Origin of the sequence: Spiroplasma endosymbiont of Sarcophaga variegata (assembly GCF_965178695.1) — a bacterium.
GTDB classification, from domain to species: domain Bacteria; phylum Bacillota_I; class Bacilli_A; order Mycoplasmatales; family Mycoplasmataceae; genus Spiroplasma; species Spiroplasma poulsonii.
Window position 1 is genome coordinate 392,799 of record NZ_CBCXVU010000002.1, and the last position, 21,912, is coordinate 414,710.

Consider the following 21,912-nt stretch of genomic DNA (forward strand, 5'->3'; position numbering starts at 1 on the left):
TGCGGTTAATTGTAAATGACCATATGCTTTTCATCGCCCCGCTTCATCAGCCGTAATTTCTTTAAAGTTAGCGCGGACGTTATTGCTAATTCATCTTTAATATCTGCAAAGTGATCATCGTATAATTTTTTAATTACATCATCTGCCTTAATATCATTATAATTTTCATTATCTAAAATCATTGGATTTGTCTCAGAATAAGAATTAATTTTTTCATTAAAATTATTTTCTTGCTTTTCAAGTTCTTTCTTTTCTTTTTCATTGTCAACTTCTATTGTTGGATTTATTGATGTAATTTTATTTTGTTTACAAGCAATCGCCCCTAGACTCGTTGTACTAATAAATGTTAAACCACTTAAAAGCGTTAAAAGCTTTTTCATCTTTCCACTCCCTTCTTTTAAGCAAAAAATACAATTTTTATTGAAAATTTTAATATTATTATTAAATTAATAAATTATTATTACTTTTTTTGTTAGTAAATAGCAAAATTATTATATCACAAAAAAAGTTTTAACAACTTTAATTTCAATAGTCGTGAAAACTTTTTTCTAATCCATTAATTAATGTTAATTCCGTGAGATTGTAATAAACCAGCCGCCGTTTTATCAACGACAACAGTAACATCCTGATGCATTTGTAAAGCGGTGCATGGTCATAAATTATTGATTTCTCCTTCAACTAATTGTTTAATTGCTTGCGCTTTGTTTGAACCATTGGCAATTAAAATAATTTTTTTAGCATTTAAAATTGATTTAATTCCCATTGATACTGCTTGTTTTGGTACTTCATTTGCTGAAACGAAAAAACGGGCATTTGCTTGAATTGTTGTTTCTACCAAATCAACAACACCTGTTAAGGAATTAAAATCAGCTGGTGGCTCATTAAATCCAACATGACCATTTGTTCCAACCCCTAATAGTTGTAAATCAATTCCCCCCGCTTTAGCAATTAAAGCATCATATTCCTTTGCCCCAGAAACATAATCACCTGTTCCCAATGGAACATACGTATGGTTTTTATCAATATTAAGATGATCAAATAACTTTTCATTCATAAAATAACGATAACTTTGCAGATGAGTTGGTTATAAACCAACATATTCATCTAAGTTAAAAGTTGTCACTTTACTTCAATCTGTCTTATTTTTTTGATAATCTTCAATAAGATACTGGTAAATTGGTTCTGGTGAAGAACCAGTTGCTAATCCAAAGACAATCTTTGGATTTTGTTGCACTGTATTGACAAAAATTTGCCCAACAACCTTTCCAATTGCATTTTTATCTTCAACAACAATTAATTTCATTTTTTTAACCTCATTTCTTACTATTGTCTTATTATATCCTATAACCTAAAAACTTCTTTTATTGCTTGAATTTCAATTGTGAATAAGCAACTTCACCTTCACATAATGTCATTAAAACCTTTAATTCTGAATCCAACACCACTAAATCCGCTAATTTGCCAACAGCAATTGAACCGGTCTTTTCAAAAATTCCTAATTGCTTGGCAATATTAGTACTAGCAACCAATGCTAATTCTTGTAATGAGCAATTAGTAAAATGATGAAAATTACGAACACAATAATCATATGTTGCCACTGACCCAGCAATTGTCTCCGTTCCTTTAATAACAACTTTTTGCCCCGTTTTAACAACTGGCAAAGGTACAAATTGATATTCCCCATCAGGAAGCCCTTTCGCAAGCATCGCATCAGTCACTAACGCAATGCCCGTTGCTCCTTTAATCTTGTAATTTAAATTAATAATATTTTCATTAACATGAATTTCATAACTAATTAACTCTCCAACAACTTCATTGAAATTTAAAACCGCTGGAACAACTCCTGGTTGGCGATGATCATACTTACTCATTGCATTATATAAATGTGTAACATGTTTAACCCCCATTTTTACCCGCTCCGCCACTAAATCAAACGTAGCATTTGAATGACCAATTGATGGTAAAATATTATGTTCTAATAAAAACTTGGTGAAACTACCATCTTCTTCTTCGGGTGCATATGTTACAATCCGAATATTATCATTTGAAACTGCAATTCATTTTTTTAAAAGTTCAATGTTTGGTGCTTGTAAAAGCGTTTCATCATGGGCTCCTTTAAAAGTTTTTGAAATAAATGGTCCTTCTAAATGAGCACCAATCTGGCGAGCTTGTGGACCTTTATTATAATTTGCCATATAATCTTGATAAACAGTTAAAATTGATGTTATTGTTTCATCACTACCAGTAATAATTGTTTGACAATACTTTGTGATTCCTTCTTGGGCTACTTCTTGGGCAAATTTTTGAAAACTACCAATTGTTCCTTTTTCGGTATCTTCCCCATAACCGCCATGAACATAACCATCAATAAATCCTGGAATAATAATTGCTTGTTGTAAATCATAACCTGGTTCAGTCGTCTGCCCAGCATTAACAATAATAATCTTATTATCTTTAATTTCTAATCAACCATTTGTAATTACTTGGTCTTCACAAACTATTTTTGCATTTTTTAAAATCATCTTCTTTGTCTCATCTTTCTATTCTTTAAAAAGTAAAATTTAATGGTAATTTTTTCAAATCAAATGTTACTTTTTTTCGTCCTAAGCACCGATACAAGAGCGCTAAAATTAACATATGATTATTTTCTCGCAGTAAATAAGTTTGTTTACCAACAGTAATTTTAACACCAATATCAATATATTCAACATTATTAATATTGTTTAAATTAAACTGCACAACCCTTTCATTATTATCTTTATCAAAACCATCAATAATGAATCGCTTGTTCGTAATTAACAATACTCCTTTGCAAAAAAAATCAATCTCATTTTGAGCAGTAAAAAAATTAATATTAACGGCATTGTTTTTAAAATGACATTTTTCCTTTGGTTCTAAATCAAACGCCACTGGCAAGACTTTTAACGGTCGTCACAAGGTAAAATTAAACTCTTCAACATTATAAATAAATTCTTGTTCACGACCATTTAAAACTAAATCTAATTTCCGCTGATACTTATAAAAACGATGAATAAAATCTTGCGTATAAGCAAAGTTTTTTAAAATCCCAGCGTTTAAAAATCCAATACTTAAAACTGCGGAAGTTTTGCTCACCCATTTTTTTCTGATAACGGTCTAACACAAACCGTGGTTTATACTTAAAATTATCTTCATTTAAAGCAAATTTTCATTCTTCACGTTTTAAATAAAAAGTTACATCTTTTGTCATTCTTGAAAACATTTCCATCACCTTTGTTAATTATATAACAAAATAAAAAAACTCTAAACTAATCAATTATTAATTTAGAGTCTAGGGTTATTTTTAACTAAATTCAATGGTGGTTCAGGACGGAATTGAACCGCCGACACTTTGAGCTTCAATCAAATGCTCTACCGACTGAGCTACTGAACCACGATTGGCGGTCTTGACGGGATTTGAACCCGCGATCTCCTCTGTGACAGAGAGGCATGATAACCACTTCACTACAAGACCATTGGTTGCGGGGGCGGGACTTGAACCCGCGACCTTTGGGTTATGAGCCCAACAAGCTAACCACTGCTCCACCCCACAATTTTAATACTATCATATTTTAAGTTTTAATTGCAATTTTTTTCCTTTAATTTTGTCGAAAACTCTTGATGAAATAAAAAAAATCATCAATATGACAATTTGAAAACTAATTTTGTGTAAGATTATGATTTTGCTTTAAATTTTTTAAACGTTAAAATATAATACCGTTGATTGTTGGTTTGGTGTTAAACCTTTGTGTTGGTATTTTCATTTTCAGAGCTTTAAATAATTTTGAATATTAGTGAAACCCAAACCATGATAATGAATTAAGGCTTCTTTAAGACTGGATTGTAATTTACTAATCTTATTTAACTTTTGATAACTAGTATCAGGGTTTGTACTAGTTTTGGTGGAATATAGAGTAGAATTTGTTTGTTTTGCTACTAATAAATATAGTGGTTGCATATCAGAAATAATTATTGATTTTTCTTTAATTAGTTGCTTATTCATATTTTCAATAATCCATTGTTTTTGTAATCTTTTGGTATTGGTGGATTGAACAAAAATATTATTATTGCTATCAACTGCCATTTGAATACAGCATTTGGTATCAGTTGAAAATGGATCGAGATGAGTTTTTCGTTTATCAAATTTATCTTTAAAATTGCCTTTATGAATTTCTTTAATAAATGTTTCATCCATTTGGATTTGACCATTTAATTTTTTAAATTTTAACTGTGTATTTTCTAATTGTTTTGATTGCATTAATTTTTGTCGATTATATCAAGCGGTTTTTGGGGTTGTTTTAATAAAACGAGAAATTATTTTACTAGATTGTCCTAACAATGAAATTTGAATTAATAAATTTCACTGTTCATAATTTAAATGACTTCAATAAGTAAAATGATGACGAAATGCATCAAAACTAGCACGACATTTTTTACATAAATATTTTTGTTTTCCTTCGGAATTATGACCATTTTTAACACAATGAAAAGATTTGCAATTAGGACATATAATGCCTTTATCTCTAAATTTTTGATCAATTTCATTTAAACGTTTTTGTTTTTTAATTAAGTCTGCTTGTTGTTTTATTTTTTCATAAAATTCTAAAAATTGATCATCTGTTAAGCTATTTATTAATTCTGTAATTATTTTTTTCATCATTTATTTACCTCTATATATTAAAAATATACCTAATTTTAGGTATATTTTATAAATATCAAGAGTTTTCGACAAAATTAAAGTTTTTTTCTTGCAAAAAAAATGGCGGAAGATGGGGGATTCGAACCCCCGCGCGGCTTTCACCGCCTGTCGGTTTTCAAGACCGATCCCTTCAACCAGGCTTGGGTAATCTTCCACGATGCTCTAAAAGCAATTAAATATAACAATGGTGGACCCTACTGGACTTGAACCAGTGACCATCCGGTTATGAGCCGGATGCTCTAACCAACTGAGCTAAGGGTCCATGGTAGCGAGAAAGAGACTTGAACTCTTGACCTCCCGGGTATGAGCCGAGCGCTCTAACCAGCTGAGCTATCCCGCCATATAAAAATTTTAATTGCTTTTTGGTAAATTAATGGTGGACCCGAACGGGATCGAACCGTCGACCCCCTGCGTGCAAGGCAGGTGCTCTCCCAGCTGAGCTACGGGCCCAATTAAATAAAAAAATGGTCGGAAAGACAGGATTTGAACCTGCGACCCCTCGGTCCCAAACCGAGTGCTCTACCAAGCTAAGCTACTTTCCGAAAAAAAATAACATTTAAATAGATGGCGCGCCCAGAAGGATTCGAACCCTCAACCTTTTGATCCGTAGTCAAACGATCTATCCAATTGATCTATGGGCGCATAGAAGTAAAAGTATTTAAATGTTAATCCGATTTAAATGGAGGCACTAGTCGGACTCGAACCGACGATCGGGGAGTTGCAGTCCCATGCCTTAGCCACCTTGGCTATAGTGCCATAAAATCTAAACCCCTACTATATTATCATATTCACAATGCATTTCAACTAAAATCTTCTTTAATTTTGTCGAAAACTCTTGATATTTATAAAATATACCTAAAATTAGGTATATTTTTAATATATAGAGGTAAATAAATGATGAAAAAAATAATTACAGAATTAATAAATAGCTTAACAGATGATCAATTTTTAGAATTTTATGAAAAAATAAAACAACAAGCAGACTTAATTAAAAAACAAAAACGTTTAAATGAAATTGATCAAAAATTTAGAGATAAAGGCATTATATGTCCTAATTGCAAATCTTTTCATTGTGTTAAAAATGGTCATAATTCCGAAGGAAAACAAAAATATTTATGTAAAAAATGTCGTGCTAGTTTTGATGCATTTCGTCATCATTTTACTTATTGAAGTCATTTAAATTATGAACAGTGAAATTTATTAATTCAAATTTCATTGTTAGGACAATCTAGTAAAATAATTTCTCGTTTTATTAAAACAACCCCAAAAACCGCTTGATATAATCGACAAAAATTAATGCAATCAAAACAATTAGAAAATACACAGTTAAAATTTAAAAAATTAAATGGTCAAATCCAAATGGATGAAACATTTATTAAAGAAATTCATAAATGCAATTTTAAAGATAAATTTGATAAACGAAAAACTCATCTCGATCCATTTTCAACTGATACCAAATGCTGTATTCAAATGGCAGTTGATAGCAATAATAATATTTTTGTTCAATCCACCAATACCAAAAGATTACAAAAACAATGGATTATTGAAAATATGAATAAGCAACTAATTAAAGAAAAATCAATAATTATTTCTGATATGCAACCACTATATTTATTAGTAGCAAAACAAACAAATTCTACTCTATATTCCACCAAAACTAGTACAAACCCTGATACTAGTTATCAAAAGTTAAATAAGATTAGTAAATTACAATCCAGTCTTAAAGAAGCCTTAATTCATTATCATGGTTTGGGTTTCACTAATATTCAAAATTATTTAAAGCTCTGAAAATGAAAATACCAACACAAAGGTTTAACACCAAACCAACAATCAACGGTATTATATTTTAACGTTTAAAAAATTTAAAGCAAAATCATAATCTTACACAAAATTAGTTTTCAAATTGTCATATTGATGATTTTTTTTATTTCATCAAGAGTTTTCGACAAAATTAAAGACTAAAATAGACAAAAAACTTAAAATCATTTTCTTAATAAAAATTTTTTATTCAACAGCAATTAAAAATGAATATAATAGTTGATCACCATCAATAAATTCATATTCAACATCAAAACTTTCGTCAAGATATTTCCGGATGGCATTAATATCTCGCCTTTCAGCATCTTCACCCGTGAAAATTGTAACAATTTCTGTTGATTTACTAATCGCGCGGTCAAATAAATATTTCATTGTTTTTGATAAGGTTGGATATGAACAAATAATTTTTTTATTCATAATACCCATATATTCCCCTTTATTAATTTTAACCCCATCAATTGATGTTGTCTTTGCCGAAGCAGTAATTCCTAAACTTGTTACGGTTTTTAAACTTGATTTTAAAGTTGAAAAATTCTTTTTCGCAATTTCACCTGGTTCAAATGATAATGCGGCAACCATTCCTTCTTGAATCGAAGTTGTCGGTACAACATAAACATTTGATTTTCGTTCAACTTTTGCTGCTTGTTGTGCTGCTAAAATTGCATTACTGTTGTTAGGTAAAATAAAAACATCAACTGCATCAACCGCTTCAATAGCACTTAAATAATCATCTGTTGAAGGATTCATTGAAGAACCACCATTAACAGTATATTGAATATTTAAATCACTTTTAAAAAATTGAGCAATACCATTTGCTGGTGTTACTGCAATAATTGCCGCTGGATTTTTTAATTCCCGTTCAACCCTAATTGTTTTAACATGTTTTGCTGCTTGTAAATTCATATTTTCAATTTTAATATTTTTAAATTCACCATGTTGTTGTAAAAATATTAAAGTATTTCCAGGCATCAAGGTATGAACATGCACTTTTAAAATGTCATTATCAACAACAGCCACAATTGAACGGCCACCTTGATCTTCTAAGGTTTGGCGAACTTGGGTAACATTAATTTTATTAATATGTTTGCTATCTAAGATAACAATTGCTTCAGTACAATAACCAAATTCTTCGTTTTGTAAATCCATTACAACATTATCACCAGTATTTTCAATTTGTTTTTTCCTTTGTGGCACAATTTTCCCAGTTTTTCAATATATTGTAATTCCTTCAAAAATTTTTACTAAGCCAAAACCACCCGAATCAACAACACCAACTTCTTTTAAAACTGGTAATAACTCTGGGGTATTATTTAGAGATTCTGTTGAAAAATCAACAATTTTCTGAAATAAATCAGGAAGCGGAATTTCTTGATCCAATGTTAAAACATGTTCAGCTGTTTCACGAATAACAGTTAAAATTGTCCCTTCAACAGGTTTCATCACAGCTTTATAAGCTACTTCTTTTGCTTCTGAGATTCCTGCTTTAACTGAAACAAAATTTAATTCATCAAACTCTTTTAGACCGTTAGCAAAACCACGGAAAATCTGTGACAAAATAACACCAGAATTCCCCCGTGCTCCCATAATTAATCCTCGGGCAAAAACATCAGCAATTTTACTAATTGACTCTGAATCAAGGTCATTAATCTCCTTAACGGCATTTGTCATTGTTAAATTCATATTTGTTCCTGTATCACCATCGGGAACTGGAAAAACATTTAATTTATCAATTTCTGGATAAAAGTTATATAAATTGTTATACCCGCTGATTAGTGAATCTTTAAAAGATTTTGCATTAAATTCCATTTCTATCACCTTTACATTTTTCATTTAATTACTTTTTCCTTTTTTAATTCTCTTAAGTGATATAATTGTAAATCTTGCATTGTGCTAATATCTCGTTGTTAATAAATTTGTTAAATTAATAAATCTTGAATATTTACATTAACGTAAATCAGAATATCTTTTGAGTAAACATCCAATCTTTCTAATTCATACTTAATTCTAATTTGTATTTCTCGAGCAATATCTTTAATATTTACTCCTTCAAGTAAGATTAGAAAAATATCAATATAAAAATTACGACCATCTTGTCTCAATTTAATTGATTGTGAGTAATCTTTAAGTAGCATTGTAACATTTTCTTCGCTATTTTCTGCTTCATCAGCCTTAGCAAAACCAGCAACACCAGGAACGGTCGTCACTGCGGCATAAACTAAAGCCGCTATTTCAGTTACATTAACTTTTTCAATCATAAAAATCACCACTAAACTAAATTAACATTAATAATTATAGCGAGAAAATACAATAAAGCAATAAATTTATTATATTTTCTTAATTAAAATTATTAATTTTCGTTTTCTTTCTCTACTATTATTTAAAAAAATCATCTAAATTAGTCAACATATGACTAGCACTAACAAGGCCGTCTAATGTTTTTTCCTCTGCTAATATTAATTCTTTGTTTTTTAACACAAAGTCTTTTGTATCAATGTTTTGTTTTGCTGAAAGATATTTAATTTTGATACATTCATTAACATCCTCTCAAGAAAAACCATTTTGTACTCTTAAAGAAGCTATTGAATGAGCAATACTATATGGTTTAACGCTTTTTGATCGCGTTTGCCACCAATTGTATTTTCAAATGATAAAGTTTGTGTAAACGAATAATGATTGCTACCTTGGTCACTTGATTTTTTTACTGTCATCTCAATCATAAGATTTCCTCCCACATAATATAATTTTACTACAAAATAGGGCTAATTACCACCTTATCAGCCACAATAATCCAAAAATAAAAGATTCATAAATCGATGATATTTAGACTAAAAATCATCTTAAAAAGAGATAATTGTCGTAAAATAACAAATTTAACTACTTCTTTTACTTCTGATAAATCTTATTAAAATCAAAAATTATAGCAAAAAAAAACATTTTTAACTAAGATACCATATATTCGTTGTTTTCCCCCCACCCTAAAATAATCATATTTTTTAATATTTTGTGAAATTGTTTTATTAAAATGAATTTTAACATACCCTATTAATTCCAATGGTAGGGTTTTCGTCAACCGACAATTATTAGTTTGAATAGTTGAATAATAACAAGTTTGTCTTGAACCTTGTTTTAAACTTCGTATAGAATAATTACAAATTTTTTTAATTTCATTTAGAAAATCATCATTTACTTTTTTTGATTTATTAATATATGCAAAATTGAAAAAAACCTTTTTATCTAATTCATCTATTTTATTGACCATAACATCCTGGCTTCGTTATTTATTAAATTAACTGTTCAATTTGTTTTAGTTTTTCGTGAAAATAACTTAATATTGCATCATCACTAATTTCTTCACCATAATTAGTTTCTTTTCACGGACCTTCAACATGCGAGATTGTTACTAATTCAAGCGCACTATATTTATTAAAATAGGCATCGTGTAAGTGAAGTGCAAAAAATCAACTCAGAAAGGAGTTGATTTTTTAATGGAAAGAAAACACTATTTTATTTTACGGTCCTTAGTAACTAAGTATGGAAAAGATAATGTTATTAATACGGTAAATAATATTGTAATTAATAATGAAAAAGAAGATGAATAAATTATCCGCGTAATTTATTAGCGGTAATTTATTCAATATAGTTTATTTTGAGCGTAGCGAACACGCGAAGCGTGCCGCGAAAATTAAATTTTTAGGGGGAATAAGTTATGCCAGTTTGATTAACGACAATTTTTAGTGTTGTTATTATATTAGGTATTTTTGCTTGAATTGGTTTATCAATTTATCAAAAAATTCGCCAAATTCGAGGAAAGAAAAAAGATAAAAAAGAAATTGAAAATAAGGAGGATAAGAAATAATGTTAGGTATGTATTTAACAACAGCAATTAATTTTTTAGCGGTTGGTGATAAACCTACTATTTCAGATGGAATGGGTTCTATTTGAAGTGGTTTAGGGCAAGCAATGATGAAAGTTAAAGAAGCAATTTATGCTATATTACCACAATTAATGACCTTTTTAAGTGATGCGTGAATTATTTTAATTCCATTTGGTATTTTTGTTATCATTAAGATTTTAAACTTTTTCCGTGTTATGGTTAAAGTATTTTAATATTTATTATTACTGATCATATATCTTAGCTATGGCACACTAGCTTTTATGTGAGTTGATTAAATAATTTTGTTGTTTATTTTTGTATTACACACTGTCTATAAGTTATTATTGAAATTATTAGTAATGAAATAATTGTTTTAAAGTAGGATTTAATAAAAATAAGAATATTTTTATTAAGGGTCATATTAATAGTAGTTTTGGAATATAAATTTTTATAATATTCTTTATAAATATATCTACTTTCTTTTTAAAATTTGTAGGCAGTGTGTAGTGCAAAAATATCAATTTAATTATAAATGATTAATTTTATATTTTAATAACTATTATCTTTAATTTTGTCGAAAACTCTTGATATTTATAAAATATACCTAAAATTAGGTATATTTTTAATATATAGAGGTAAATAAATGATGAAAAAAATAATTACAGAATTAATAAATAGCTTAACAGATGATCAATTTTTAGAATTTTATGAAAAAATAAAACAACAAGCAGACTTAATTAAAAAACAAAAACGTTTAAATGAAATTGATCAAAAATTTAGAGATAAAGGCATTATATGTCCTAATTGCAAATCTTTTCATTGTGTTAAAAATGGTCATAATTCCGAAGGAAAACAAAAATATTTATGTAAAAAATGTCGTGCTAGTTTTGATGCATTTCGTCATCATTTTACTTATTGAAGTCATTTAAATTATGAACAGTGAAATTTATTAATTCAAATTTCATTGTTAGGACAATCTAGTAAAATAATTTCTCGTTTTATTAAAACAACCCCAAAAACCGCTTGATATAATCGACAAAAATTAATGCAATCAAAACAATTAGAAAATACACAGTTAAAATTTAAAAAATTAAATGGTCAAATCCAAATGGATGAAACATTTATTAAAGAAATTCATAAAGGCAATTTTAAAGATAAATTTGATAAACGAAAAACTCATCTCGATCCATTTTCAACTGATACCAAATGCTGTATTCAAATGGCAGTTGATAGCAATAATAATATTTTTGTTCAATCCACCAATACCAAAAGATTACAAAAACAATGGATTATTGAAAATATGAATAAGCAACTAATTAAAGAAAAATCAATAATTATTTCTGATATGCAACCACTATATTTATTAGTAGCAAAACAAACAAATTCTACTCTATATTCCACCAAAACTAGTACAAACCCTGATACTAGTTATCAAAAGTTAAATAAGATTAGTAAATTACAATCCAGTCTTAAAGAAGCCTTAATTCATTATCATGGTTTGGGTTTCACTAATATTCAAAATTATTTAAAGCTCTGAAAATGAAAATACCAACACAAAGGTTTAACACCAAACCAACAATCAACGGTATTATATTTTAACGTTTAAAAAATTTAAAGCAAAATCATAATCTTACACAAAATTAGTTTTCAAATTGTCATATTGATGATTTTTTTTATTTCATCAAGAGTTTTCGACAAAATTAAAGACTATTATTAAAAATTAAATAGTATTTTTCAGTGTGTCAATTTTTATTATTTTATATATTTAACATTGTTAATAACATTGTTTATTAAACATTAAATAAACAATATATAGCATTATGTATAACATTGTTAATAATCAGTGTTTTTATCAATAAGTAAACAATATATAAACATTAAATATAACATTGTTTATTAAATAAATATTTAGTTAGGAGTTGATAAAATTGAGTAATTTTGTTAAGAAAAATCAAAATATAGAAAATTATTTTATTCGTAAAGAGTTGATAGTTTTTGAAACAGAAAAAGCAATTTTTATAAATTTACCTAATCATAATCGTCATATTGGTTTTTGGTTGAGTAATAAATTTATTTATCCGAGTGAAAAACACTCAGAACAAGTAGCAATCGGTTTGATTTATGATAATTCTTATCCTATTGTAAAATATGATGAAAATTTAAAACGTCATGTGTGAAAATATTTAACTGGGGCAGAACTAATCAATTTGTATAATCAATACAAATAAAATTATTTTACACAAATGAAAAAAGCAATATTTCCTGGTGAACCTCAAAAAGTAAAAACAACTAACAATAATTTAACAAATTGAAGTGATGAAAAAGTAGATAAATTAATTAATGACTTGAAGGACTTAAATTAATGGGTTTATATGATTATTGAGTTCAATTTGTTAGTTATATTATTGGTTCAAATGCTCCTGAATTTTTATATGTCATATCATTTGTATTATTTATCGTTTTATTTTTGGGGATGTTTTTTAAACTTATTCAGAAAATGTGGAGTTTTTAAATATGCAAAATGATTGAGAAAAATTAAAAGAGTTTTTTATTTATGTATTTTTGTTTATAGATAAAACGAATGTTGAAATTATTACAACTTGAAATTTAACTCAAAATGAATATTTAACTCTTATGATTGGTATTTGAATTGTGATTTTATTTTTAACGTGGTTTTTATTGTGAATGGTTTTTAAAATAGTTGGGTATTTTAAGTAATGAAAAAATTTATATTTTTCTTAAAAAATTATTGTTATATTAGTGGTTCAATGATTTTGTTTAGTTTAATTGATTTATTACTTTGAATAATTTCATTAAATTATACTGGTTTAGTATTTTGATTATTGTTTGCTTTGCAATGTGTTTATTTTGTCTGATGAGTTTGAAAAAACATATTTTATCAGTTGAGTGCTTTTCGTTTAGTTAATTTTGTTTGAGATAATCCGTTATCAGTAATTATTGGTAAGTTGGGGACGGGAAAAACTTTACTTTTAACTTATTTATCACAAACTATGAAACTATTAACAGATAAGATTTATAGTAATTATCCGTTAGAAGATGATAAAGTTAAAGTTTTAACATTTAAAAATTTAGATTTTACAGATAGAACAAAACCAGTTCCCCCAGATGATAGTGTTATTTTATTTGATGAAAGTTATTTATATATTGATGGAACTAGTCCCCACGATGAGAAAAAAGTTCATAGTGGTAAAATTCCGTGAATTGTATTAGCAAGACATTTTGGTAATCGTGCTTTATTTACAGCTCAGCGTGAGGGTATGATTTGAAATAATATTCGACAATTAGCAAGTGGTATTATTATTCCAATTTCATTGAAAAAACCTATTGCTAAAAAAGGATTTAATTTTTTTAATCGTTTCTTTATTATGCGAATTGGTATTTTTCAAGATATTACAGATTATGAAATTTGAAAAACAAAATCAGTAGAACGAACAGCCGAAGGTAAACGAGCAAAACATAAGTCGGATGTTGGGTTAGGAATTCGGTTTTTTAAAATAATTATTCCATTAGAATTTGCACAGAAATATGATAGTAAATGATTAAAGTTTGTTCGTGATTTAAAAAATGATGAAATAGTTAATTATAAAGAATATTATTGGTCAGAAATTACTAAATTAAGTGTTAAAGAGCGTTTAGCATTGTTTGATATTGATATTTTGAAAAAAAATTTAAAACCTAAAAAAGAAAAAGGAAGTGATAAAGATGATTAATTTATTATCAGAAAGTAATAATTGAGATAAGATTTTTAGTTTTATTTTTGATGTATTTTTGTTTATTTTTGATGTAATTTGAAATACTAAATTACCAATGACAAATACAACTATTGCTTATTTTATTATCTTTTTTATGGTTGTTAAGTTATCAATTTATGCTATCCACGGAACAAGAACACAATATAATGAATTAGGTTCAACTGTTAAAAACAATACATCAAAATTGTATGCTTCAACAGTACGTGGTGTTAAAAAAGCACATAAGGCTAATAAAAATGGTCGGTGAAAGGAAACAGATTAATGATTAGATTAGTTTTATTAGTTGCTGCAATTGCTATTTTTGGTACTAGTTTTATTACGGTGATTATAAATCAATTAACATCAGCAAAAAATATCATTATGGATTTATATAACTCAGATACTTTTTTACTTTCTTTGTTTGGTAAAATGGCAATTTTGTTTAGTCATCCATTAATGTTAACAATATCAAGTTTATATATTGTTGGGTTTATTGTTTCAAAAACATTGTATAGTTAGGGGTTGAATTATAAATATGAAAAAATCATTATCTTTATTTGCCATATCTATTTTAGGTATTTTAGGTTTAATTATTCCATTTATTACTTTAACAGCATTTAAACCCTTAAATCAGCAGAATTATACTGTTAATTAACAAACAATGGGAATGAATGAAACTGATTTTATTAATACAATGTTTTTACGCAGTAGTTTTTTTGAAAACTGGTCTGAAACAAATTACTTTATTAATCCAACTCTAAAAACATCACAAACATTAACTTATAATGATCAGTGATATTTAGACTTTTTAAAGGATAGTTATTCAACGGGAATTTCATTTGATAAGCCTAGTGATGAGTTTATGGATTTATATAAAAATTGAGATACTTATGCTAAACAATATAATATTGATAAATTCTATGATGTTGATAAAAAACAATTTTTAAAAGAATTAACTAATTTTTCTTATTCTTTTGCTAAGTATTTTAATACTGTGGAAGTTATTAATAAATTAGAAAGAGGTATTGATAATTTACAATTAGTTAAAATGATTAATGAGTTTTGAATACAAATTCCTAGAACACAGGCACCTAATAAATAATTTTTAACTGCTACTAATAAATGATATTTTTATGGAGAAAAAAGAAATGGTCAATATTTGCTTACAAAATTTTATTTTGATAATAATTTTATTAAAAATCAAAACACTTGATGACAACACTTAAAAAATGATTCAGATTTTATTTGAAACTATAATTTAGTATATCGTTGAGATGGAAACGGTGAACCAGAATCACCCGTTGTTGATAATGATGGCAAATTAAAATGATATACTGAATATTATCAAAATGTTCGTTCTTTTTTGCTTAAATATATTGATGTTATTGTACAAGAAAATATCCGAATTCAGCAAGGTGGTAATCCAAACTATGATGACCCAAATTTGGGTAGTGAAAGAATAATTTTTGATTTTGAAATTATTAATAATATGGAAAAATTAGATTGAAAACCTGATGTTATTTTAACTAGAAAATCAATTTATCGGATGATTTTAACAATTGATGAAAATAAAAATATTATTGCTGGTAGTTTAGAATTAACACATTTTAAACAATATTGGGATGGTAATAATGCAAATAGTTATTGGTATACTGATGATTTAGGTTTTTTATTTTCTTTCATAAAAGAAAAAGAAGATACTTTTAATTTTAGTGCTGAAACTTATAATTATTATCAAGGTAATTCTCCTAATATTGGTAAAATGGTTTTTGAACAGATGAAAGGTCAAATTGATATTAATAAATTTTTAAAAGCTTTTTTGCGTATGCTTTAGTCCCGGTGTTTTAAAATCGCAGTAATTTTATTGAAAGTGGTTATATTGATAATTTACAGTATGATACTGTTTTAATTAACTTTTTTGGTTTAAAATTAGTTAATTTTAGAGATGTTTTAATTAATGAAAATAATATGATTAAAAGTCAATTTGAAAAATTATTAAATAGCATGTTCACGGTTTCTCAAAATTTTTATAAAGATTATTTACGTACCATTTTTGATTTAGAAAATAATACTTATGTGCAAGGATATAATAAAAAATATGGTTTATTAGCTAACAATGGTTTTAAAATTTATCCTCGTTATTTTTATTTTTCTGATAAATATAATCAGTTAGATATTAAGTTATACTCAGCATTTAAAAATCGTTTTTATAATACTAATTATGGTAATGTGTTTAATTATGATTTTTCAGTTGCAAATAATTATAATATTAATCAAAATGAAGGTTATATTTTTGAAGGTGCTTTAAAAGATAAATACGGTTTAAAATACAAAAAAATTGAAGAACAAAAAATCGGTTATAATGTTTTTGAATTACAAGCTCAAAAAGAAAATGATATGTATCGTTATTATGATTTTAATTTTGGAATTTATAACTGACAAGAAATAAATAATGGCGGATTGTTTCCTGATGGACAATGATGACAAGCTCAATATGAAAGTTGTAGTTGATATAATTTAGCGTGTCATATAAAAAATGCCGCAATTTGAATTGTAAATAATATTCCCGGTGTTAAACAAGTAAACGAATTAGCAAGCGGTGTTGGTAAAATATTTCAAACAATATATAGTTTTTTTAGTCAAACATTTGAGGTATGAAAATTTAGTCCAGCATTATATAATACAATAACAAATATATTCCTATTAATTATCTTTATGAAGTTTGTTCGATTAATTTAAAAAAGGACTTGTTAGTCCTTTTATTCTTTTCAATCAATTATTAGTCCTGTGTCTTTATTAATTTCTGGTATTTGTGGTTCATTGTTTTTATTTCAAAGATATACTAAATTATAGTTTCAAATAAAATCTGAATCATTTTTTAAGTGTTGTCATCAAGTGTTTTGATTATTAATAAAATTATTATCAAAATAAAATTTTGTCGTTATATAATTATTTTCATATTTATTTATATAAAAATATCATTTATTAGTAGCAGTTAAAAATTCTTTATTAGGCGCCTGTGTTCTAGGAATATTAGTTCATTTGCTATTTTCTGGTAGTTGTTGTGGTTCTGGTGTAGGTTTATTACCCCCCCCCCGCGTTTTCATTATTATTTGGTTTTTCACAACTAATTAATGTTGTTGTACTTGTTGCTGTTAATCCGATTACTCCTAAAATACTTAGTAACTTTTTCATATTTTACTTCTCCTTTATTAAAATTACTTGAATGCTATAATTGATTTTATCATATATCAATAATGTATTAAATAATTTTAATATTAAATTTATAAATTAATGAAAGGTATATAAATGTTATGTATAGTCATTTAAGTTTTATTGATAAGGTTAAATTGGAAAAATTATTATTATCAAAATTATTTTTAAAAAAGAATGGTGAAATAAATATTTCACAAATTGCTAAATGTTTGAACAGAAATCGTAGTACTATTTTGCGAGAAATTAAGCGTTTTAAAACTATTGATGAATATAGTGCTTATAAGTCAGATAAAATGTATTATGAGAAAAGAAAAAAGAATAATAAAAGATATAAGTTTACAGAAGAACAATTAAATTTTATTAATATAAGATTTAATGTTTATCGTGATTCTCCATCACAACTTATTCATCGTTATTTTTTAAAGTTTGGTATTAAATTTCCTGTTTGTGTTAAAACATTGTATAAATGAATTCGTTTGGGTTTTTATGGTTTTTTAAAACAGAATTTACGTCATCGTGGTAAAAAATATAAAACAAAAGGAAAATTTGATAATCGTGGTAAATTAATTAATTTTAAATCAATATGAGATATTGAGAAAAAAGAGACTGATGTTGGTTGATTTGAAATGGATACCGTAGTTTTAAAAGAGCATCAATCTAGTAATTTGGTTTTAGTTGAACAAAATAGTAAAAGTTATTTTGTTATGAAATTAAAAAATCATACTGCTAATGAAGTTGTGGAAAAGTTTAAAGATATTGTTATAAGTAATAATTTATTTGGGAAAATTAAAGGAATAATAACTGATAGAGGAAAAGAATTTAGTAAATGAAGAGAATTAGAAATATTTGCTGAAACACAAGTTTATTTTTGTGACCCTGGTAAACCACAACAAAAACCATTAATTGAATATATGAATTCTGAACTTAGACAATGATTTCCTAAGGGAACTGATTTTAATAATGTCGCTCAACAAGAAATAGATTGAGTAGTCAATGATGTTATAAATGAAAAATTAAGGCCTGTTCTAAATTGAAAAACTTCCAAAGAAGTATTTTCAGAGAATTTTAAATAAGTTTATTTGAAAAATTTAATAAATTATTTTTCAGTGTGTTTAATTTTCCTTAAAATAAAATAAAAACTATAAATATTTTGATTTTTAAAAATTTATAATTGATTTTTTATGATTTTTATTGTATTATTTGACTAATAAGATTTGTTGCACTTCATTTTACATAATTCCTAGATTTGCTTTGAATCACGCGAACTATTATTTTTAGGTTCACTTCAACCAAAATAAAAGATAAACCAAAAAACAACAATACCAGCAACACCACCAAGGAGAAAAAAGACTGATGTTGCAAACAATCCTTCTTCTTTAACAAACATACTAATCTCAATAATAATTAATAAGATACTACCCAGTGCTAAAAAAACACTAGTTTTTTTCATCTATATCACCTCAGATTTTAATTTTGATTTTGATTTGTTATTATAGTTTCAATTCATAGTTACGTTTGATATCTACTAGTATTATAACAAGAAAAATACCAAATATTTTTGGGTTTAATCTTTAATTTTGTCGAAAACTCTTGATATTTATAAAATATACCTAAAATTAGGTATATTTTTAATATATAGAGGTAAATAAATGATGAAAAAAATAATTACAGAATTAATAAATAGCTTAACAGATGATCAATTTTTAGAATTTTATGAAAAAATAAAACAACAAGCAGACTTAATTAAAAAACAAAAACGTTTAAATGAAATTGATCAAAAATTTAGAGATAAAGGCATTATATGTCCTAATTGCAAATCTTTTCATTGTGTTAAAAATGGTCATAATTCCGAAGGAAAACAAAAATATTTATGTAAAAAATGTCGTGCTAGTTTTGATGCATTTCGTCATCATTTTACTTATTGAAGTCATTTAAATTATGAACAGTGAAATTTATTAATTCAAATTTCATTGTTAGGACAATCTAGTAAAATAATTTCTCGTTTTATTAAAACAACCCCAAAAACCGCTTGATATAATCGACAAAAATTAATGCAATCAAAACAATTAGAAAATACACAGTTAAAATTTAAAAAATTAAATGGTCAAATCCAAATGGATGAAACATTTATTAAAGAAATTCATAAAGGCAATTTTAAAGATAAATTTGATAAACGAAAAACTCATCTCGATCCATTTTCAACTGATACCAAATGCTGTATTCAAATGGCAGTTGATAGCAATAATAATATTTTTGTTCAATCCACCAATACCAAAAGATTACAAAAACAATGGATTATTGAAAATATGAATAAGCAACTAATTAAAGAAAAATCAATAATTATTTCTGATATGCAACCACTATATTTATTAGTAGCAAAACAAACAAATTCTACTCTATATTCCACCAAAACTAGTACAAACCCTGATACTAGTTATCAAAAGTTAAATAAGATTAGTAAATTACAATCCAGTCTTAAAGAAGCCTTAATTCATTATCATGGTTTGGGTTTCACTAATATTCAAAATTATTTAAAGCTCTGAAAATGAAAATACCAACACAAAGGTTTAACACCAAACCAACAATCAACGGTATTATATTTTAACGTTTAAAAAATTTAAAGCAAAATCATAATCTTACACAAAATTAGTTTTCAAATTGTCATATTGATGATTTTTTTTATTTCATCAAGAGTTTTCGACAAAATTAAAGGGTTTAATTTAAAAAATCTAAAATATAAAAAATTAATAAAAAATCATTTTTTTCTTGCTTTTAAAGTTAAAATTCGCTATTATTTTATAGTATGTAGATATAAAGGAGTGAAATCATGGCAAGAAAATGTGAAATTACTGGCAAAGGTGCTTTATCAGGTAATAAGCGTTCGCATGCGTTAAATGCAACCCGTCGTAAATGAAATGTTAATTTACAAAAAGTTCGCATTGTTGTTGATGGTGAAGTTAAAACATTACGAGTAGCAACAAGAACTTTAAAAACATTAAAACGCAAAGGGCAAATTGCACAATAACAAAAACCAGGAAATATTTGAAAAATAATGAAAAAAAGTAAGGATAAATTTTAAAATTTATCCTTACTTTTTTTATAAAATACGATAAAATTAAACTGGTATCTAAATGCCCATGTGGCGGAATTGGCAGACGCAGTAGACTCAAAATCTACCGAAGAAATTCGTATCGGTTCGAGCCCGATCATGGGTACCAATTTTAAAACAAAAAAATAATCGGTAATATTTACCGATTTTTTATTTACTATAAATTGCAACAACTTGTCCGTATAAAACATTAACATTACCAGTGGCACTAACAAATTCATTGCTAATTGCATTAGCAGATAAGCCAACTAATGGTAAATCCTCAACATTATATTTTAAATTAGTAATTGTTACCGCCGCTGTTTGTAACGCAAATAATGAAAAATAACGATATTCTGGTTTTCTAATAACCTCATTCATTCCCGGTTGCAATAAATAAGCATAAGTATGATCATTAATAAAAATAACATTATAACGATAAATAAAGTTAAGACAACTTAATTGCATATCAAAACGATGACCTTGGGCAATTAAAATAATTTCAATTGGTTGGAGCTTTAATGCTTCTTGAATCGCAATTTCACCATCAATATAATCTTTAACTTGCGAAATTTCTAACACTACTTTGGCCTTGCTAGTAATAAGTGCTAATTCATCATTTTGTAAACTGTCTTGATCACAACACACTAAATCAATCTGATTAAAAGTTCTAATTAAATCTAAGCATCCCCGTTCAACGCCAATTTTGTAATAATCGTGGTATTGGTTTAAATCTAAGTTCGTTTCTGAACAAACAATTAACACTTTAGTTGGTTTCATTAGCTAATAATCCTTGTAAACGTTCCGCTAAATCAGGGTGGCCAAATAAATAACTTCCCGCTACTAAGACATCAACCCCATAGTTCTTACAAATTAATCCTGTTTGTTCATTAATCCCCCCATCAACTTCAATTAAAGTTGGATACTGATGCTGATCAAGATATCCTCGTAACTCTTTAATTTTCTTTGCTGCCGCAGGAAGAAACTTTTGCCCCCCAAAACCAGGTTCAACAGTCATAATTAATACTAAATCTAATTGCGCAAGATATGGTAAAACTACTATTAATGGTGTTGCTGGCTTAAGCGCTAATCCTATTTTTATTTTCAATTTTATTCGTAATGCTAAAAATTCTGTTAGTTGTTCTGGGGTCAAAGCTTCATAATGTAAGGTGATTGATGAAGCCCCAGCTTTAACAAAGGGAGCTAAATAACTTTCAACACTCCTATTTTTAATCTTAACCATTAAATGACAGTCAAGATGTAAATTACTTTCACTTCTAATATCTGCTAAAATTTTTGGTCCAAACGTTATGTTTGGAACAAAATCCCCATCCATTACATCAAAATGAATTCATTCCGCTCCCGCTCTTGTAATGGCTGTTAAATCATCTTTTAAAGCTAAATAATTAGCACTTAAAACACTCGGAGCAACAAAATATTTTTTCAT

General features: G+C 26.9%; 24 protein-coding genes, 11 tRNA genes and 4 pseudogenes. 15 read left to right on the forward strand and 24 right to left on the reverse strand.

What is annotated here, in order from left to right; translation table 4 throughout:
- Positions 1–5: 5 nt before the first annotated feature.
- The 15 genes and pseudogenes from ACOBME_RS03665 to ACOBME_RS03735 all read right to left on the reverse strand — a co-directional run bounded on the left by ACOBME_RS03665 (position 6) and on the right by ACOBME_RS03735 (position 5,473).
- Positions 6–380 carry a lipoprotein gene (locus ACOBME_RS03665; RefSeq protein WP_338964079.1) on the reverse strand — a complete coding sequence of 125 codons (375 nt, stop codon included), beginning with the start codon at positions 378–380 and terminating at the stop codon, positions 6–8.
- 176 nt (positions 381–556) lie between these two features.
- Positions 557–1,303: pseudogene (gene nagB / locus ACOBME_RS03670) on the reverse strand (glucosamine-6-phosphate deaminase).
- A gap of 58 nt (positions 1,304–1,361) precedes the next feature.
- Positions 1,362–2,522: an N-acetylglucosamine-6-phosphate deacetylase gene (gene nagA / locus ACOBME_RS03675; protein ID WP_419334336.1), complete on the reverse strand. Its 1,161-nt coding sequence runs from the start codon at positions 2,520–2,522 to the stop codon at positions 1,362–1,364.
- A gap of 25 nt (positions 2,523–2,547) precedes the next feature.
- Positions 2,548–3,114, reverse strand: a complete 567-nt coding sequence (locus ACOBME_RS03680; RefSeq protein ID WP_338964087.1) for a hypothetical protein — start codon at positions 3,112–3,114, stop codon at positions 2,548–2,550.
- 222 nt (positions 3,115–3,336) lie between these two features.
- Positions 3,337–3,412: transfer RNA gene (locus ACOBME_RS03685), tRNA-Phe, on the reverse strand.
- A 5-nt stretch (positions 3,413–3,417) separates the two neighbouring features.
- Positions 3,418–3,493, reverse strand: a tRNA-Asp gene (locus ACOBME_RS03690).
- A gap of 2 nt (positions 3,494–3,495) precedes the next feature.
- A tRNA-Met gene (locus tag ACOBME_RS03695) sits at positions 3,496–3,571 on the reverse strand.
- A 144-nt stretch (positions 3,572–3,715) separates the two neighbouring features.
- The gene (locus ACOBME_RS03700; protein ID WP_338963247.1) at positions 3,716–4,678 is read right to left on the reverse strand and encodes an IS1/IS1595 family N-terminal zinc-binding domain-containing protein; all 963 of its coding nucleotides are present in this window, start codon (positions 4,676–4,678) and stop codon (positions 3,716–3,718) included.
- A gap of 100 nt (positions 4,679–4,778) precedes the next feature.
- A tRNA-Ser gene (locus ACOBME_RS03705) sits at positions 4,779–4,871 on the reverse strand.
- A gap of 31 nt (positions 4,872–4,902) precedes the next feature.
- Positions 4,903–4,979, reverse strand: a tRNA-Ile gene (locus ACOBME_RS03710).
- Position 4,980: 1 nt separating this feature from the next.
- Positions 4,981–5,057: transfer RNA gene (locus ACOBME_RS03715), tRNA-Met, on the reverse strand.
- A gap of 34 nt (positions 5,058–5,091) precedes the next feature.
- A tRNA-Ala gene (locus ACOBME_RS03720) sits at positions 5,092–5,167 on the reverse strand.
- Positions 5,168–5,182: 15 nt separating this feature from the next.
- Positions 5,183–5,259, reverse strand: a tRNA-Pro gene (locus ACOBME_RS03725).
- 23 nt (positions 5,260–5,282) lie between these two features.
- Positions 5,283–5,359 (reverse strand) — tRNA-Arg (locus ACOBME_RS03730).
- A gap of 38 nt (positions 5,360–5,397) precedes the next feature.
- A tRNA-Cys gene (locus ACOBME_RS03735) sits at positions 5,398–5,473 on the reverse strand.
- Positions 5,474–5,611: 138 nt separating this feature from the next.
- Between ACOBME_RS03735 and ACOBME_RS03740 the strand changes: the two genes are divergently transcribed.
- On the forward strand, positions 5,612–6,574 hold the full coding sequence (locus tag ACOBME_RS03740; RefSeq protein WP_419334339.1) for a transposase: 963 nt from the start codon (positions 5,612–5,614) through the stop codon (positions 6,572–6,574).
- A 147-nt stretch (positions 6,575–6,721) separates the two neighbouring features.
- Here ACOBME_RS03740 and ACOBME_RS03745 read toward each other — a convergent pair whose 3' ends face one another.
- The 4 genes from ACOBME_RS03745 to ACOBME_RS03760 all read right to left on the reverse strand — a co-directional run bounded on the left by ACOBME_RS03745 (position 6,722) and on the right by ACOBME_RS03760 (position 9,794).
- Positions 6,722–8,341 carry a DAK2 domain-containing protein gene (locus ACOBME_RS03745; protein ID WP_419334341.1) on the reverse strand — a complete coding sequence of 540 codons (1,620 nt, stop codon included), beginning with the start codon at positions 8,339–8,341 and terminating at the stop codon, positions 6,722–6,724.
- Between the two features lie 110 nt (positions 8,342–8,451).
- Positions 8,452–8,790: an Asp23/Gls24 family envelope stress response protein gene (locus tag ACOBME_RS03750; RefSeq protein ID WP_338964092.1), complete on the reverse strand. Its 339-nt coding sequence runs from the start codon at positions 8,788–8,790 to the stop codon at positions 8,452–8,454.
- 321 nt (positions 8,791–9,111) lie between these two features.
- Positions 9,112–9,252, reverse strand: coding sequence for a hypothetical protein (locus tag ACOBME_RS03755; RefSeq protein ID WP_338964093.1), 141 nt, complete (start codon positions 9,250–9,252; stop codon positions 9,112–9,114).
- Between the two features lie 185 nt (positions 9,253–9,437).
- Positions 9,438–9,794: a hypothetical protein gene (locus ACOBME_RS03760; protein WP_419334345.1), complete on the reverse strand. Its 357-nt coding sequence runs from the start codon at positions 9,792–9,794 to the stop codon at positions 9,438–9,440.
- 184 nt (positions 9,795–9,978) lie between these two features.
- On the opposite strand from ACOBME_RS03760, the gene ACOBME_RS03765 reads away from it, so the two are divergent.
- From ACOBME_RS03765 to ACOBME_RS03810, 10 genes and pseudogenes are all read left to right on the forward strand, one after another.
- Positions 9,979–10,134 carry a hypothetical protein gene (locus ACOBME_RS03765; protein WP_419335395.1) on the forward strand — a complete coding sequence of 52 codons (156 nt, stop codon included), beginning with the start codon at positions 9,979–9,981 and terminating at the stop codon, positions 10,132–10,134.
- Between the two features lie 107 nt (positions 10,135–10,241).
- The gene (locus tag ACOBME_RS03770) at positions 10,242–10,391 is read left to right on the forward strand and encodes a hypothetical protein (RefSeq protein ID WP_004027793.1); all 150 of its coding nucleotides are present in this window, start codon (positions 10,242–10,244) and stop codon (positions 10,389–10,391) included.
- Positions 10,391–10,642 carry a hypothetical protein gene (locus ACOBME_RS03775; protein ID WP_419334346.1) on the forward strand — a complete coding sequence of 84 codons (252 nt, stop codon included), beginning with the start codon at positions 10,391–10,393 and terminating at the stop codon, positions 10,640–10,642. The genes ACOBME_RS03770 and ACOBME_RS03775 overlap by 1 nt, the downstream gene beginning before the upstream one ends.
- 410 nt (positions 10,643–11,052) lie before the next feature.
- Entirely contained in the window at positions 11,053–12,015 is a 963-nt protein-coding gene (locus tag ACOBME_RS03780) for an IS1/IS1595 family N-terminal zinc-binding domain-containing protein (RefSeq protein WP_338963247.1), read from the forward strand.
- A gap of 322 nt (positions 12,016–12,337) precedes the next feature.
- Positions 12,338–12,772, forward strand: a pseudogene (locus tag ACOBME_RS03785) (DUF3627 domain-containing protein).
- Positions 12,773–12,923: 151 nt separating this feature from the next.
- A complete protein-coding gene (locus ACOBME_RS03790; RefSeq protein ID WP_338963585.1) occupies positions 12,924–13,127 on the forward strand; it encodes a DUF2649 family protein in 204 nt (67 codons plus the stop codon).
- Complete coding sequence (locus ACOBME_RS03795; protein ID WP_338964101.1) at positions 13,127–14,140, forward strand: hypothetical protein; 1,014 nt, start codon at positions 13,127–13,129, stop codon at positions 14,138–14,140. The genes ACOBME_RS03790 and ACOBME_RS03795 overlap by 1 nt, the downstream gene beginning before the upstream one ends.
- Positions 14,133–14,393: pseudogene (locus tag ACOBME_RS03800) on the forward strand (hypothetical protein); the annotation flags it as partial. The gene ACOBME_RS03795 and the pseudogene ACOBME_RS03800, both read left to right, overlap by 8 nt.
- Positions 14,394–14,443: 50 nt before the next feature.
- On the forward strand, positions 14,444–14,680 hold the full coding sequence (locus tag ACOBME_RS03805) for a hypothetical protein (protein ID WP_338963583.1): 237 nt from the start codon (positions 14,444–14,446) through the stop codon (positions 14,678–14,680).
- A gap of 16 nt (positions 14,681–14,696) precedes the next feature.
- Positions 14,697–16,900: pseudogene (locus tag ACOBME_RS03810) on the forward strand (spiroplasma phage ORF1-like family protein).
- Between the two features lie 20 nt (positions 16,901–16,920).
- Here the strand turns inward: ACOBME_RS03810 and ACOBME_RS03815 are convergent.
- Positions 16,921–17,268: a hypothetical protein gene (locus ACOBME_RS03815; RefSeq protein ID WP_338964103.1), complete on the reverse strand. Its 348-nt coding sequence runs from the start codon at positions 17,266–17,268 to the stop codon at positions 16,921–16,923.
- Positions 17,246–17,356: a lipoprotein gene (locus ACOBME_RS03820; protein ID WP_338964107.1), complete on the reverse strand. Its 111-nt coding sequence runs from the start codon at positions 17,354–17,356 to the stop codon at positions 17,246–17,248. Before ACOBME_RS03820 ends, ACOBME_RS03815 begins: the two co-directional genes overlap by 23 nt.
- 119 nt (positions 17,357–17,475) lie before the next feature.
- On the opposite strand from ACOBME_RS03820, the gene ACOBME_RS03825 reads away from it, so the two are divergent.
- A complete protein-coding gene (locus ACOBME_RS03825; RefSeq protein ID WP_419334349.1) occupies positions 17,476–18,450 on the forward strand; it encodes an IS30 family transposase in 975 nt (324 codons plus the stop codon).
- 167 nt (positions 18,451–18,617) lie between these two features.
- Here ACOBME_RS03825 and ACOBME_RS03830 read toward each other — a convergent pair whose 3' ends face one another.
- Complete coding sequence (locus ACOBME_RS03830; protein WP_338964112.1) at positions 18,618–18,827, reverse strand: hypothetical protein; 210 nt, start codon at positions 18,825–18,827, stop codon at positions 18,618–18,620.
- 199 nt (positions 18,828–19,026) lie between these two features.
- Here ACOBME_RS03830 and ACOBME_RS03835 point away from each other — a divergent pair, with 199 nt between their 5' ends.
- From ACOBME_RS03835 to ACOBME_RS03845, 3 genes are all read left to right on the forward strand, one after another.
- Positions 19,027–19,989: an IS1/IS1595 family N-terminal zinc-binding domain-containing protein gene (locus ACOBME_RS03835; protein ID WP_338963247.1), complete on the forward strand. Its 963-nt coding sequence runs from the start codon at positions 19,027–19,029 to the stop codon at positions 19,987–19,989.
- A 215-nt stretch (positions 19,990–20,204) separates the two neighbouring features.
- Positions 20,205–20,402, forward strand: coding sequence for a 50S ribosomal protein L28 (gene rpmB / locus ACOBME_RS03840; protein ID WP_338964115.1), 198 nt, complete (start codon positions 20,205–20,207; stop codon positions 20,400–20,402).
- A gap of 108 nt (positions 20,403–20,510) precedes the next feature.
- Positions 20,511–20,595, forward strand: a tRNA-Leu gene (locus tag ACOBME_RS03845).
- Positions 20,596–20,636: 41 nt separating this feature from the next.
- On the opposite strand, the gene ACOBME_RS03850 is transcribed toward ACOBME_RS03845, so the two are convergent.
- Both ACOBME_RS03850 and rpe read right to left on the reverse strand, forming a co-directional pair.
- Positions 20,637–21,245 carry a thiamine diphosphokinase gene (locus ACOBME_RS03850; RefSeq protein WP_338964118.1) on the reverse strand — a complete coding sequence of 203 codons (609 nt, stop codon included), beginning with the start codon at positions 21,243–21,245 and terminating at the stop codon, positions 20,637–20,639.
- A complete protein-coding gene (gene rpe / locus ACOBME_RS03855; protein ID WP_338964121.1) occupies positions 21,232–21,912 on the reverse strand; it encodes a ribulose-phosphate 3-epimerase in 681 nt (226 codons plus the stop codon). The genes ACOBME_RS03850 and rpe overlap by 14 nt, the downstream gene beginning before the upstream one ends.